The organism is Nakamurella panacisegetis (assembly GCF_900104535.1).
GTDB lineage: Bacteria > Actinomycetota > Actinomycetes > Mycobacteriales > Nakamurellaceae > Nakamurella > Nakamurella panacisegetis.
On record NZ_LT629710.1, the window covers coordinates 4,800,006 to 4,813,987 of the forward strand.

Sequence of the window (13,982 nt, forward strand, 5' to 3'; positions counted from 1 at the left end):
GAAAGGCCGACACCCGACATGAGCACAACCCGCGCCCCCCGCACCCGAATACTCGGGGCGGTGGGCGCGGTGCTGCTCCTTTTGGGTGTGACCGTGATCGTCATGGGGATCGTCGGTCAGAAGCATGCACCACAGCCTCCGGCGTCTGCGGCCGTCCCCGTGCAGGTCATCCCATCCGCAGACCCCATTGTCAGCAGCACGCCGCCGACGAATGCATCCAAGGCTCGAACCACCTCGACCACCCCCGCGCAGCCGCCGCCCCCGTCCTCGTCGCTCCCCCCGGCCGGATCGACGACCTCGACCGGCCCGGCGACCCGCAAGCCCAGCGTCGTACCCAGCCAGACTCCGGGACGTGTCCCTGCCACCCGCGGGCCGGTGCTGCCCCGCTCGCTGCCGCTGCACCTGTCGGTACCGGCCATCGGTGTCGAGTCCGACCTGCGGCAAATCGGTCTGGATTCCTCGGGTGCGATCCAGACTCCCCCACTGGTCCAGGACTCCCACGCCTACTGGTTGACCGTGTCCCCCACACCCGGCCAACTCGGGCCCGCCACGATCATCGGCCATGTCGACTCCGCCGCATACGGCCCCGGGGTGTTCTTCAAACTCGGAGACCTACGCCAACGCGACAAGATATCGATCACCAGAGCAGACCACACCGTCGCCGTCTTCGAGGTCGAACGCGTCGTTGAATATCCCAAGAAGGAGTTTCCCACCCAAGCTGTCTACGGAAATACCGACCACGCGGCACTACGCCTGATCACCTGCGGTGGAACATTCGATCCCTCGATCAAGAGCTACGAAAGCAACATCGTTGTCTACGCCGCCCTCGTTTCGGTTCATGCGGCATGAGCTGAGCATGCACCGACAGATCAGATCGGACCAACCCCATGAACCGCCACCTGTTCACCACCGCCGTGGTCGCTACGTGCACCCTGTTCCTGGTCGGCTGTGGCTCCGCCACAGCCAGTTCCACCGAACGTGCCGCTCCGGCCACCGTCCACCAGTCGCCCTCCGTCTCCGGGCAGGAGTCGCCCGCACCGACGTCCGGCGCAGTCATGACACCGGGGATGATCATGCCCGACGGGTCGACCATGGGACCGATGACAGTCCCACCTGCATCCCCCATTCCGCCCTCGTCCTTGCCGCCATCTTCAGCGCCGCGGGCAACGACCACTTCGCACGCCGCCACGCAAGCGGCGGCAGGACCGCCGGCCGCCGCTCAAATGGTCTGCTCCGCTGAAATCCACGCCACCATTACGAAGGTTCTTGCTCTGACCGCGACGCCCACGTCCAGCTCAAGCTGGGAAAACCAGCTCTACACCTGCACCTACCGCCTGCCGATGGGTAAGTTCGTCATCTCCGTCAAACAGTCCGCGAGTGCCACGGCGGCCGCCGACTACGCGCGGCAGCTTCGCGGAGACAATATCGACGCCACGAAACTCAACGGCCTCACCGCCACCGCCTTCGAAACCCCCGCCGGGAAAGTATTTCTCGTCAAAGACGATTTCACCCTCACCGTCGATGCGACCACACTGCCGAAGGTGTTCGGCCGCCAACAGCAAAAGCGAGTCGACTTCGCCTACGAAATCGCGTCCGACATCCTCGGCTGCTGGACCGACGACTGAACCCTCCTCGCCGCGAGCCCTTACCGAGAACTCTACGGAGGACGCAAGCCTGAAGTGACGGGATGCTTACCTTCCGTAGCGCACCGACATCCGTTGTCGCGCTCATCCGGCGCGACCAGCGGGCAAGGGCCAGACTTGAGCAATGACCTCACCCGATGAACAAGCTGCCCTGGTCGCCGCTCACAACCAGTGGCGTGCTCGCTACAACTCTCCCCCGGTGGTCTGGGATGACACCGTCGCGGCCGTGGCCCAAGACTGGGCCAACCAGATCGCGGCCAGTGGGCAGTTCGACCACCGGCCGGACAACCGATACGGCGAGAACATGTTCATGGGCACCGCAGGCGCGTACCGCCCGACCGATGTGGTCGACGACTGGGGTAACGAGAACGCGAACTACGACATCCCCAGCCAGACCTGTATGGCCGAGGCCGTATGCGGACACTTCACCCAGCTCGTCTGGGCTACCACAGCGCGCATCGGGTGCGGCAAGGCCACCGGCCCCGACGGCAACGACTATTGGGTCTGCGACTACGACCCGGCCGGCAACATGGAAGGGCAGTCCCCGTTCGCCACTTGATGGCGACCACAATTCAGATGCTCGGCACCATCATTTTGCTGGACCAGACCCCAGCAATCGCCGGTTCAGCCCCGTCGACTTCACGGTACATGTGAATCCGGGGTCGCCCTCGTCCTGCGGACGGTGGACCGGTGATCAACGAGGACACATCATCCAAGACAACGGATACTGCAACCAGCCGTACATCGTCGTCGCCCACGATGGCGCCTGGCTGTGCGTTGTGACCTCGACCGTGGCAGTGACCTTGCAGAGTTCGGCTCTGGTGCGGCCGCCGATGCCAGGTTGGGAGCCCGTGGTCGGGGCGACCATCTGCCGGGTGTCAAGGGCCCAACAGTTCTGGAGTCGTTCCTGCCGCAGATCGGTGATGAGCAGTTAGCTGAAGGCACCAGATCCTTCTGGTGCCGGTTGGATCTCGCGTGTTCCAGTCGGTAGCTGATAGCGCGCCCTTCGATGATCTGGCCGTTGAAGGTGAAACAGTCGACGATGGCGGCGCCGAGCCGTGGGTCGGTGAGCGTCGTGGTCCAGCCGGAGAACGGTTCGCTGGAAGCGATGGAGGTCAGACTGAGAGTGACACCCGGGCCTTCCACGTTGGGCACCTAACTGCGATATTCGGGATTGGCGAACCCGAAACGGGTACCTGCATCCCATTCCTGTCGCTGGTTCCCGAACGCCGGCACCCCGCCGGAATCTTTCAGCATGCGGGCCAGATGCAGCAGATTCCAAGTCATAAATGTCGTATTGCGATTTGTGAAATCGTTGTCCAAGCCAACTCGAGTGCCGTCAGCGAGCAGGTCACCGTAGCTCGGGCCAGGCCCGGCCTCACCTATCCACCCGGCGTCGGCCTGCGGCGGTATGCTGTAGCCGATATGTTGCAGGCTGTACAGCACGTTCGACGCACAGTGCTTGATCCCGTCCTCATTGCCCGTGATCAAGCAACCACCGACCCGGCCGTAGTACAACCATTGGCCCTTTTCGTTCAGCTCGCTCGAGTGGGCGTAGAGCCGCTCGATGACCTTCTTGGTCTCGCTGCTGTTATCGCCCAGCCAGATCGGGCCACCCAAGACCAAGATGTCGGCCGCCAGAACTCGCGGAAACAAGGTCGGCCAGTCATCGACCTCCCACCCTCGCTCCCGCATATCGGGATACACGCCGGTAGCGATCTGGTGATCGACCGCGCGGAACTGATCCACTGTGACCCCCTGCTTCACCATGATGTTCGCGCTCGTGTCGATCAGAAGCTGGGTGTGGCTGCGGCCCGGCGAACGGGTCAGCGTCGTGTTGATGAACAGCGCCGTCAGATCGGTGAAATCATGCAGTCGCTCAGGCATGGAGTCTCCCGGGTTGGTCGGTGCACCTTGTCCCGTCGATGGTGCGCGGCCGCGCCGTCCCCGGCAACCGCTCAGCACATGCTCACGCGTGACGATCCGATCCGATCCCTTCTTCTCCGATGCCGGTGAGCGGGCCATCTCCTAGAGGCAAGGTGGTGTACTGCTCGGCGCTCCCGACACCGTCCGGTAGTGGTATCCGACCGCGGTGCGGGCACGATCAGGCGAGGTCAGTCGGGCGCCGATCCGGTCAAGCCGCCGGGTTCGTTGTACACCTCGGCCCTCATGGTGCCGGTGGACGAAGGTCCCAAATCGTGGCATTGACCCCTTGGCTGCGCGCCACCACCGATCGATAGCCGTGCGCGTCGAGCGACACCTCGCCGAATCCGGAGTTGTGTGTCACCGGGTAGCGATCCCCTCACCGCCCGTGGCGCCGGGAACCGTCACCGTGCCGATCCGGGTCAGTGATCCGCCCGAGTTGATGGCGAATTCGTCCACCAGACCGGCCGCCCCGGTCTGCACATACAAGTATCGCCCGTCACCCGAGGCCGCGGCATCGACCGTGCCGGAGTCAGTGCCGGTCGTGCCCAGCGTGACCAACCGGCCGTGCCGGTCGACGGTGAATCCGGACAGATCAGCGCTGCCGGCGTTCGAGACATAGATGTGACGCCCGACCGAGACCACCCAGCAGGTCGCCGCCTGGCCCGTCGACGCCTGATCAACGCCTCGGAGGTGCCCGTCGAATCCGATATTGAAGGTGGCCACCGCGTTGGTGCCGGCCTCGGCCACCAGCAGTCGGCCGTGACCGTCGAACGCCATGGCGAACGGCACGGCCCCCGGCAACGAGGTCACGATCGGCTGGTCAGCCGGACGACCGGACCGGTCGATCGGGAAGACGTCGATGCTGCTCGTGGCCGCCTTGGTCGTGACCAGAAGATCCCTCCCGTCAGGAGTGACGGCGATCTGGCCTGGAGTGTGGGTGAACTCAGGCGCTCCCCCCGGATCCAGGCCCAGCTCCCGGTGCCGGCCGGGCAGTTCGGTGAGGCGGCCGTCGTGGCGGGCGAATCCCTGGATGGAGCCGCCACCCAAGGCATTCAGCACGTACACCTCGTCATCGCGAACGGCCAGGCTGACCGGGAACCGCCCGCCCGACGACACCACCTGGCTGCGGACCAGAGCATCGCCCCGGACGTCGAACACGGTGATCGTGTCACTCCCGGCGTTCACCGCGAAGAGTTGACGGTGCCGCTCATCCCATTGCAGCGAACCCTGCGAGGCGAGGTGGTCCACCACCGACCCGGCCAGTTGACCGCCGAGGCCACCGGTGGGATAGGTGCCCGCCGGGCGCAGGGTTCCGTCCGGAGCCGCGCGGTAGGCAACAATGGCGTTGCCGGTCAAGCTATCCGTCTGGACGAACACCGCCGGCCGCTCCCGGTCGCCGGGGTCGGGTGGGCCCGCCGACGCCGGCCCGGCCAACAGCAGAGAAGTTCCGGTGACCAGGCTGATTCCGATCAATGCGAGTGCTTTCATGATTTTCTCCTCCATTTGGGGACCGTGGCGATACCCATGGAACGCGGCCGGAGCTCCCAGGGAAACCCCTGTCACCGAATGGTTCGAAACCCGTTCGAAATCGGTAAGAAGTGCACTCAGCATTCCGCAAGCACGCCGCCCCGGCTGGGGTGGCAGCGGGGAAGGTGCCGCGACGAACCCGATCTGATGTTGTGAACGCGGCGAGGAAGCCGGATCCGACCACTGGAGATCGCCGCAGCGTCTCTCAGCACCGCAGCCGATGTCCGGGCACCGAACGAGCGTGCATTCGAGGTCTTCACCATCGGCAGAAGCATGCCGAGGAACGCCCAAGGGAAAAGAAGGGCAAGAACAGGCGGAGGCCTTTGTTCGGGGCCGACAACTTGGGAGGACCGCCAGGTCCGCACGATCTCCTCCTTCCCGGAGCGATCCCGCCTTCCCCCCGCTCCTAGCTTGACCCGTGAATCCGGTCTCCAGGCCCGGCTCTGTCAATGGACGTCTGCCCGAGAAGATCTTCGTCGAGTGCGGGAACCTGTCGAATGGGGCGCGCGTCAGACCCGTGCTTCGACTCCGGTCATCCGGATCGGGCGTGGCCACCCGAGTCGCTCGAGGAAGGATCGTCATGAACGAGCCGGTCGTGAGAGCTACAAGACGTTACTCCCGCTCGGAAGAGACGACACCGGTTCGCCTCCGTCGCAGTGTCCCGCTGCTGGTGCTCCTGATGGCGTTGCTCACCATGGCCGGCTGCAGTGTCGACGGATCAGCCGCACGCGGCGCGTCAGATCCAGCGCCGACGTTCGATACTTCCCCTTCGGCAGTCGTTTTCGCCGTAGGCAATCTCGCTCCGTACAATCCGAGCAACCAGCAGGCCAGCAACGGGTTTGAGATCCACGGCGATGGGACTGTGACTGGCGACAAAGTCGCGCTGGGCAAGAAGGTCCCCAATGAGCAACTTCAGCAGCTCGCGAGAAGAGCAGACGAACTCGGGCTGCTCGATCAGCCCGATCTCGGCTACCCGGTGTACGACGCCGGCGAGCTCGACCTCCATCTCACCTTGAACGGCAAGACGGTCAACCTGAGCGTCACCCCATCGGAGGTCGGCTCGTACTCGAAGGCTCAGAGCGCCGCTCGGCAGGCGGTGCGGGATTTCGCCGAGCTGCTGCGGCAGGCCATTGCCTGAGTTCGTCGAGGGGCGCGGACTATTCCCCGGCAGAAACGTCGGTGGCAGCTTCGATGCACAAGCCTGGCAGTCTGAAGCTCCGCGCGGCGCGGATCTGCCCCATCGGGAAGCTTGCTGCGACGGGCACAGGCAGCGTGCCGGCCGCGACCAGGCGAGCGAATTTCCTCGATCGTGCCTGGCGTCGTTCAAGGTTTACCGGCGCGGCGAGGTGGTGCGGATCGTCAAACCGCTGGATCGGCTGGCGGTCAAGACCATCAGCCCGCGCTACCGGTCGCAGGACGAACGCATCGAGATAGCCGAGCTCCGCCAGACCGGGTTGTCCATCCGTCGGGTCGCCCAACGGATCGGCCGGGCACCATCCACGGTGTCCAGGGAACTGCGCCGGCTGCCCGCCGCTGCAGGCCACTACCGGCCGTTCGAAGCTCATCGAGATGCCATCGGCAGCAGAGCCCGCACCCACGGCAGACGCATCGACATCCACCCAGAGCTGCGGGAGGAGGTTGGTGCACGGCTGGCCCAGCGGTGGAGCCCGCCACAGATCGCCCGGCATCTGCGGGTGAAGTTCCCTGATCGAGCGTCGATGCGGCGGTGCCACGAAAGCATCTATCAGGCCCTCTACCAGCCCGGATCGGCCCTGGTGCGGCCCGCGGCCGTCCCGTCGCCGCGGCCGTCGCCGCTGCGGACCGGCCGCGACCATCGAAAAGCTCACCAACGCATCGACCGGCGGCGGCCCCGGTTCCAGCAGCCGATGCTGTCGGTGCACCAGCGTCCCTTCCCGCCCCATGACCGGTCCGAAGCAGGCCACTGGGAGGGCGAGTTGATAGTGGGCAGCCAGCAAGGATCGGTGATCGGAACGCTGATCGAGCGGCAGACCCGGCTGATCCGCCTGTTGCACCTACCGTCCCGGGATGCCGACGCCCTGCGCCGCGCCATCTCCGACCGGATGGCCGACCTGCCCGCTTCCCTGCTCCGATCCATCACCTGGGGCCACCAGGGCATCGAGATGGCCCGGCACGTCTCGATCACCGCTGAGTTGGGCGCGCAGATCTACTTTTGCGATCCGCACTCGCCATGGCAGCGCGGCAGTAACGAGAACGCCAACGGGCTGCTGCGACAGCATTCTCCTAAAGGCACCAACCTAGCCATTTGGAGCCGGGAGCACCTGCAGGCAGTGGAGGACGAGATCAACGGACGCCCCCGGCTCGTCTTCGACAACCGCCGTCCCGCAGATCTGTTCGCCACCTAGCTAGCCTCAACGGACCGCCCACTGTTGCGACGTTGACTAGAACCCGCCCCGGGCCCGCAGGGTCCAGGTTCAACCGGACTTGACAGCGGCATGTACGGCCCCGTCCGGAACGGTCCGGTCCGAGATCACCCGCCACGACGCTGCGTACCCGCCGAAACTCGCGAATCCTTCAGGTCCCCATCTAGGCGTGGAACCTGCCCACCCGGGTATTCGGAATGTCTTCCGGGGAATCACGCCAGCGAACGGCGCCCACGCGGCCCCCTGGGGCCATCGAGGAGTTCGCTCGCCTCATGCTGCGGGCCGACTCCACGTGCCGATCGCGGCGAACCTTCCTCGTCGAACAGATTTGCACCGCCGTCGAGTTGCAATCCAGCCGGCAGGTGCAGGGAAAGGTCGTCAACGGACCGGCAGCTTTACCTGCAGGCTCATTGGTGCACGTGGTAACCACTACCCGTCGTGGTTGCGGTCGAGGGTTCCGGCCGATCCCGGCCGCGATCTGCCTGATCGTCAGGCCCACGTGACGAACAGCCCACTCCGGGTTCGTCGTCCGGCCACTGTGTCGCGCACTGATCGCGAATCCAACCACTGGGCCACACGTGGCCCGCACGGCCGGCCTACGCGCCGTCCGTGCCCAGCAGACGGCGGCCGATGGCGCACATCACCCAGCTCGAGACGCCGCCGCCGGTTTGTCGAAGCGGTTGTCGGCACCAAGGGGCCAAGCGGCGGCTCGACCACCGCCAACGAAGGCGCAGCTCGGGCTGTCGCTACCGTGCCGCTTACGCACCCCGGGGTCTAGGGCCGGCCGAACGCGTGAAGTTGATCTCGCTTCTGACGCTGACACCTGCATCGGTTCGGCGAGGACTTGCTCCAAGGCGAGCGGTCCGCGTCTACGCCGTCGAAGAGGCGGATTCCGAGGCAGAACAGCACGGGTGAGGGGGTGATCGTGAATTCGTCGATCGGGCCGGCGTTCACATAGTCAACAATCATCGCGCCGCCGCTCGCGATGCGGACATCTCGGTCGCCGGCGCCTCACGGGCCTGGTCGAGTGCGGACTCGAGCCTCGGGGTCGACCAAGCGGATGATGGTCCCACGCGCGCTCCGGAATTGACGTTTCCTCGTGCGTCCGGACGAAGACCGGCGTGTGAAACGCGGCATTCTCCGGCCGTATCCGCTCGCCGGCGTGAAACATTCGCTTGCCCAAAAAGACTCCCGACGCGGTTCTTCCGGGAAGACTCGGCACTCGACGAAGCCGGTGAGGACGGGCCGGAACAACGACATCGCGCGGTAGACGTTCGAGCGCACCGGCGCGCGCGTCAATAGCAAATTCTCTTCAGAGATTTCGCTGGAGAGGGCCTGGAAAGAGCCCCGGTCGGGCGGGTGCACACTTCTGTGGTGCCGCACCCGGTCCGGGGCATCCGGACCGGGCGCGCACACCGTGGATCCGGGGCGATCAGGTCGATCATCCCCAGCAGTTGGCCAGGCCCCAGGCGGAATCCTTCGAGTCGATGCCCGCGATGGGCTTGTCCGTGATCAGCGTGGCGCCGGTGTTGACGACCCCGCTCGGCTTCGTACCGGTCTTGGCAAAAGTCACGATCGCCTTCACCCCGTCCTCGACCATGATCTTCGGAAACTGCATGACGGTGGCGGCGAACTTACCGTCCTTCACGTACTGGACACCCGAGCAGCTGCCGTCGATCGAACCCACGATCACCTTGCTCTGCAGACCCTTTTCGGTCAAGGCCTGGTAGGCACCACGCCCCGCCGGCTCGTTGATCGAGTAGACGACATTGACATCCGGGTGCGCCTGCAGCAGGTTCTCCATCGCGCTCTGCGCCTTGGTCTGGTCACCGGCGGTCAACGCACTGCCGATCACCTGCGGCGGCGTGCCGTCCGGAAGGCCCATGCCCTCCAGGAACCCGTTGTGCCGCTGGATACCGACACTCGCGCTCGGGTCCAGATCCATGGTGATGATCTTCGGCGCCGTGCTGCCGATCTTGGCCTTGACGTACTTACCGAGGATCACACCGGCCTGCAGGTTGTCGGTGGCAAAAGTGGCCGGAACGGCGTCCACCGGGGTGGTCTCCGAATCCAGCGCGATCACCAGAATGCCCTTGGCCTGGGCCGCCTTGAGCGCATTCAGGATGCCCGCCGAGTTGCTCGGGGTGATCATGATGCCCTTGACGCCCTGCTGGACCAGGTTCTCGATGGCCGTGACCTGTCCGTCGTTGTCGCCGTCGAACTTGCCGGCCAGAGCGATCACCTCAGCCCCCTGGGTGGCCGCCAAAGCCTTCGCCGACTCACGCAGCTTCACGAAATACGGGTTCGAGTCGGTCTTGGTGACCAACCCGATCTTGATCGTCCCCGTGCTCCCGCCGCCGGAGGCCGCCGACGCCGAGCCGGAGGAACCCGGCCCGGCGGAGGCCGCCGCCGCGGCGCTGGACGTGCTGGAACTCGACGAATTGTTGTTCTTGGTGCACGCGGCCAACGACAGCGTGACGGTGAGAGCGACCGCGGCGACCGCGATCCGCTGGACTGGGAGTTTCACATATACCTCTTCGGGCTCTGGGCGCGTTGGTTCCTTGATGTCACGCCGTCGGTGAGTGCTACCTGCGGGTCGGTCAGGTGCGCATACGGGGATGGGGTGCGGCGCCGCTGGGCTTGCATGCGGCGGGCGCATCCGAGGTGCATGGTTCAGCTGTGCGGTACGGCTGATGTCAGGTGCCAGCCGATGCCGGCGACGAGCTTGGCAGTGCCTCCGGTCGCGAAGAGACTAACGCCGTTGCTGTCCGGTCCGGGGAAGATCTGGTCGGTGAGAACGATCTGCCCCTGGTCGGTGAAGACTTCGACCGAGGAGGTATCGACCAGGATGTGCAGGCGCACGCGGCCGCACCGGTCCAGAGTCAGGGGTGCGGATTGCCGGCCACCGAAGGTCGGATCGAAGCTCACGTCACCTGACTTGCCGCGGTCGATGTACACCTCGTGCGTGATGGTGTCATACCCGATCTGCGTGAGGTCACCACTGCCGGTGTGGACGTTGACACCGAAGCGCTTGGCGCTGCCGGCCTCGAACGTGCCATCCAGTTCCAGGGTGCCCCCGCTGATCTCGGCTGACCGGGTGCCGCTGATGCTCTGGTTGAAGCCGACGACAGGCCTGCCGGTGCGGAGTTTGCCGAGCTGGCGGACCGGTTGCTGCGTGAGCTGCACCTTGCCGTTGATTGTCTTCAGGCCGAGTTGTCGGGGGACGCTCATCGCGCTGCGCCACGGCGAGGTGGGGATGTTGCCGGCATAGTTCCAGTTGTTCATCCAGCCGATCAAAATCTGCTGGCCGTGGGGCAGGTCGTTGAAGGAGGTGGCGGCGTAGAAGTCCGCGCCGTAGTCAACCCAGTGGGCACGTTGTACGGTCGACAGGGCGGGCGCGTCGGCGAACGTGAACTGGTCGGCGTTGAGGTGACCCCAGCCGCCCGTGTTCTGGTCGACGATCTGAATCTGCGCCGTCTGACCGTAATAGGGCGTGAGGTCGAACGAAGCCCAGTCAAGGGCCTCGTTGTTGGAGCCGGTCGCGGATTGGACGACCTGGCCGTTGACTAGGAGGTCGACGGCCGTTTCCACGTTTCGGACCTGGCCGGCCTGGCTTGAGAAGACGATGTTGTCGACGTTGATGTGTCCCCAGCCGCCGTTGTTCTCGTCGATGATCTGGATCTGGGCCTGCTGGCCTTTCAGCGCGGACACGTCCCAGGACTTCCAATCCAGGTTCTCGGCGTTCGAACCGGTCGCGGTATCGACCACTTTGCCGCCGACGATCAGATTGACGGCTGTGGGGCCGGCCCCCGGGGTGGTCGGCGCGCCGGTGTAGGCGTGGGTGCCGCCGCCGACCAACATGTCGATGTAGTCGCTGGAGATGGTGAACGTCGGTGAGGTGATGGTGCCCATCGACAGGTCATGGTTGAGGAAGGTGTTCACCAATTTCTTGCCGAGGTAACCGCTGACCTGCTGCTGGTCGCCCACTGTCCCGGCGACAGGGCCGGTGCCGACGAAGTCACCGGTTGTGGTCCAGCCGGTGCCGTAGGTGGCGCCTTCGAAGTCGGCGAAGGTGGTGCCGGGCGGTACGGACGCGTTGATGACCGAGCCGTCGACGTGCGGATGGTTGCCGCCGCCGATTTCGAAGTTCAGGTAGGGGCGGGTGACCTTGAACGCTGGTGAGCTCAGTACGCCGACGCCGCCGTCGCCGCCGGTGAAACTGTCGACGAAGCCCGTGCCCACAACGCCGTCGACAGCGGACTGCCCCGGCAGCGGTGCCGTCGCCGGGGCGGTGCCGAACGCGGTGCCGGTGGTCGTCCACGGTGTGTAGCTGCCGCTGTCGAAGTCGGCGAAGGTCACGCCCTTGGGCGGGCTGTAACTGCCCTTGTCGTCGGAGGTGAACGCGTTGCCGTCGAAGGACCCGACGAAGTACTGGTCACCGGAGCCGCCGGCGTAGGAGCCGGGGTTGATGCCGACCACCAGCACCCACTTCACGTGTTTTGGGTTGCCGTCGACCGGGAGGGGGAACATGTTCGGCGTCTCCCAGACACCGCCGATCGCGCCGGCGGGTCCGAAGTCGCTCTGGTGGGTCCAGGACTTGAGGTCCTTCGACGTGTAGATGGAGATCTTGTGCTGGTCGGACAGAGCCACCACCATTTCCCAGCTCTTCGTCGGGGCGTACCAGAACACTTTCGGGTCGCGGAAGTTGTTGGACTGCAGGTCCAGTACCGGGTTGCCGGGGTACTTGGTCCAGGTCAGCCCGCCATCGATACTGGACGCCAGCGCCTGGGCCTGTGTGCCATTGGTTTCCGCGCTGGTGTAGATCGCGACGAGCGGTGGGTTCGCCGTAGTGCCGAGCCCACTGCTGTTGGTTGCATCGTTGACCACCGAGCCGCTGAAGATCAGCTCCTTGTCATCACTGGGGATCGCAAGTGGCAGCTCCGTCCAGTGGACCAGGTCCTTGCTGACGGCGTGGCCCCAGGAGATGTTGCCCCAGGAGTTCCCGGTCGGGTTGTACTGGTAGAACAAGTGGTACCGGCCCTTGTAGAAGATCGGACCATTCGGGTCATTTATCCAGTTCTTTGCTGTGGTGTAGTGAAACTGCGGCCGGTAGGGCTCGTGGTACAGCGGCAATGTTGACGGCGCCGCTGCCCGCGCTGTTGCGGGCTTGACTTCTTGCGGCGAGCCGGCGGCGGCGATCGTGGATGGGGCGGCCAAGCCAACGGACAGAACCGCGGTGCACAGCAATGCGAGGGTTTTCGACCCTTTCAATGAATGAGCATTCATGGAGGACCCTTCATAGTGAAATGAGCTCAATGGAAACTGGTCGTGCTGATCTTGTGGCGGATCTCAAAGCCCCATGCGCGCAGCCTCGAGAGAACGATCAGCGTGATAGCGATGCAAGCCTCCTTCCCCTGCATGAACTTCGCGGCCGCGGTGCTCGCTCGGGCCGGGCCGCCCACGCACCACCGCTGAGTGGCGCACAGGTAGGCCCGATCGATCTTTCAGGCCGTCGCAGGCAGCTGCGGATGGGTTAGCGTTATTACCCCGCCGACAACATGAACGTTCAGCGGATCGGATATTTCGCCAACGAAGGCACCGCTATCGCCGTCGTGATGAAATGCCATGAACTTCCAATCACCGGTGCTGCGTTCTTGGATCAGCCGTCCGCTGTACAAGGAGCGATCCGTCAGCTGCACCGCGGCGTTGATGCCATAAGGACCCAACAGCGAGCCGGCCGTCGCGGCCCACACTCCCCCTGTGACGCCCGCCAGGCGGCGGCTTGAGGCTATCTCACCGTCCAAGCAGGAGAAAATGATGAACGGTTGACCGTGAATGACTTCCACTTGACTGACCTCAAGCTGTCCGAACCCCTGCCCGGGCCCGGACAGCGGGGGGCCGATGGTCCAGTGGCGTAGGTCGGGTGAGGTCGCGTGGCCGATGACGCCGCGGTCGTCGGCCGGTCCATTGTTGGCTCGGGCTGTGATCAGCATGTGCCACCCCGCACCGTCGGGATCCCGGAAAACGAAGGGGTCCCGGAATGCCTCATCCGGCCACTGATCATCCCCGACCTGTTCGTACCAGCGGCTGTCGGCTTCCAGGACCGGGTTGTCGGCGCTCTTCTCCCAGCGCGTCAGGTCGCGAGACGTCGCATATCCGATCCGCTGCACGTTGCGTCCGTCGGCATCGAGAGTCGCCCCGGTGTAGAACAGGAACCAAGTGCCGTCTGGGTGCTTGACGACCGAGCCGGTCCAAGTCGCAAGATCGTCGAAGGCTGGCGCATCGCTGCGAACGAGCGCATCTCGGACCCGTTCCCAGTGAACCAGGTCGGTCGATATCGCGTGACCGACGGATGCCCGGTGATGACGCGCGTCCGGGTCGCCCAGTGCCCTGGACGCATACAGGAAGAACAGGTGGTAGCTCTCACCGTCGTCGGCAAGCCAGAAGTCCCACACCCAGGCTTCGGGAAGTCGAAACATCGTGA

The 13,982-nt window shown here is 65.0% G+C and carries 10 protein-coding genes and 1 pseudogene; 5 read left to right on the plus strand and 6 right to left on the minus strand.

What is annotated here, in order from left to right; genetic code table 11:
* Positions 1-18 precede the first annotated feature (18 nt).
* The 3 genes from BLS97_RS23125 (at position 19) to BLS97_RS21605 (ending at position 2,202) form a co-directional block, all read left to right on the plus strand.
* On the plus strand, positions 19-849 hold the full coding sequence (locus tag BLS97_RS23125) for a class F sortase (RefSeq protein WP_157695612.1): 831 nt from the start codon (positions 19-21) through the stop codon (positions 847-849).
* Between the two features lie 38 nt (positions 850-887).
* Positions 888-1,625 carry a hypothetical protein gene (locus BLS97_RS23130; RefSeq protein WP_157695613.1) on the plus strand — a complete coding sequence of 246 codons (738 nt, stop codon included), beginning with the start codon at positions 888-890 and terminating at the stop codon, positions 1,623-1,625.
* Between the two features lie 142 nt (positions 1,626-1,767).
* Complete coding sequence (locus tag BLS97_RS21605; protein WP_090480446.1) at positions 1,768-2,202, plus strand: CAP domain-containing protein; 435 nt, start codon at positions 1,768-1,770, stop codon at positions 2,200-2,202.
* A 401-nt stretch (positions 2,203-2,603) separates the two neighbouring features.
* On the opposite strand, the pseudogene BLS97_RS24620 reads toward BLS97_RS21605, so the two are convergent.
* The 3 genes and pseudogenes from BLS97_RS24620 to BLS97_RS21620 form a co-directional block, all read right to left on the minus strand.
* Positions 2,604-2,765: pseudogene (locus tag BLS97_RS24620) on the minus strand (IS21-like element helper ATPase IstB); the annotation flags it as partial.
* Between the two features lie 33 nt (positions 2,766-2,798).
* The gene (locus tag BLS97_RS21615; RefSeq protein ID WP_090480449.1) at positions 2,799-3,530 is read right to left on the minus strand and encodes a flavodoxin family protein; all 732 of its coding nucleotides are present in this window, start codon (positions 3,528-3,530) and stop codon (positions 2,799-2,801) included.
* Between the two features lie 396 nt (positions 3,531-3,926).
* A complete protein-coding gene (locus BLS97_RS21620) occupies positions 3,927-5,057 on the minus strand; it encodes a lactonase family protein (RefSeq protein ID WP_090482883.1) in 1,131 nt (376 codons plus the stop codon).
* A gap of 619 nt (positions 5,058-5,676) precedes the next feature.
* Between BLS97_RS21620 and BLS97_RS21625 the strand changes: the two genes are divergently transcribed.
* Positions 5,677-6,234 carry a hypothetical protein gene (locus BLS97_RS21625; protein WP_157695614.1) on the plus strand — a complete coding sequence of 186 codons (558 nt, stop codon included), beginning with the start codon at positions 5,677-5,679 and terminating at the stop codon, positions 6,232-6,234.
* The gene (locus BLS97_RS21630) at positions 6,227-7,480 is read left to right on the plus strand and encodes an IS30 family transposase (protein WP_197676309.1); all 1,254 of its coding nucleotides are present in this window, start codon (positions 6,227-6,229) and stop codon (positions 7,478-7,480) included. The genes BLS97_RS21625 and BLS97_RS21630 overlap by 8 nt, the downstream gene beginning before the upstream one ends.
* 1,459 nt (positions 7,481-8,939) lie before the next feature.
* Here BLS97_RS21630 and BLS97_RS21635 read toward each other — a convergent pair.
* From BLS97_RS21635 to BLS97_RS21645, 3 genes are all read right to left on the minus strand, one after another.
* Complete coding sequence (locus tag BLS97_RS21635; protein ID WP_407938084.1) at positions 8,940-9,965, minus strand: substrate-binding domain-containing protein; 1,026 nt, start codon at positions 9,963-9,965, stop codon at positions 8,940-8,942.
* A 206-nt stretch (positions 9,966-10,171) separates the two neighbouring features.
* On the minus strand, positions 10,172-12,784 hold the full coding sequence (locus BLS97_RS21640) for a glycoside hydrolase family 32 protein (RefSeq protein ID WP_090480463.1): 2,613 nt from the start codon (positions 12,782-12,784) through the stop codon (positions 10,172-10,174).
* 218 nt (positions 12,785-13,002) lie between these two features.
* A complete protein-coding gene (locus tag BLS97_RS21645; protein WP_090480466.1) occupies positions 13,003-13,977 on the minus strand; it encodes a family 43 glycosylhydrolase in 975 nt (324 codons plus the stop codon).
* Positions 13,978-13,982 lie beyond the last annotated feature (5 nt).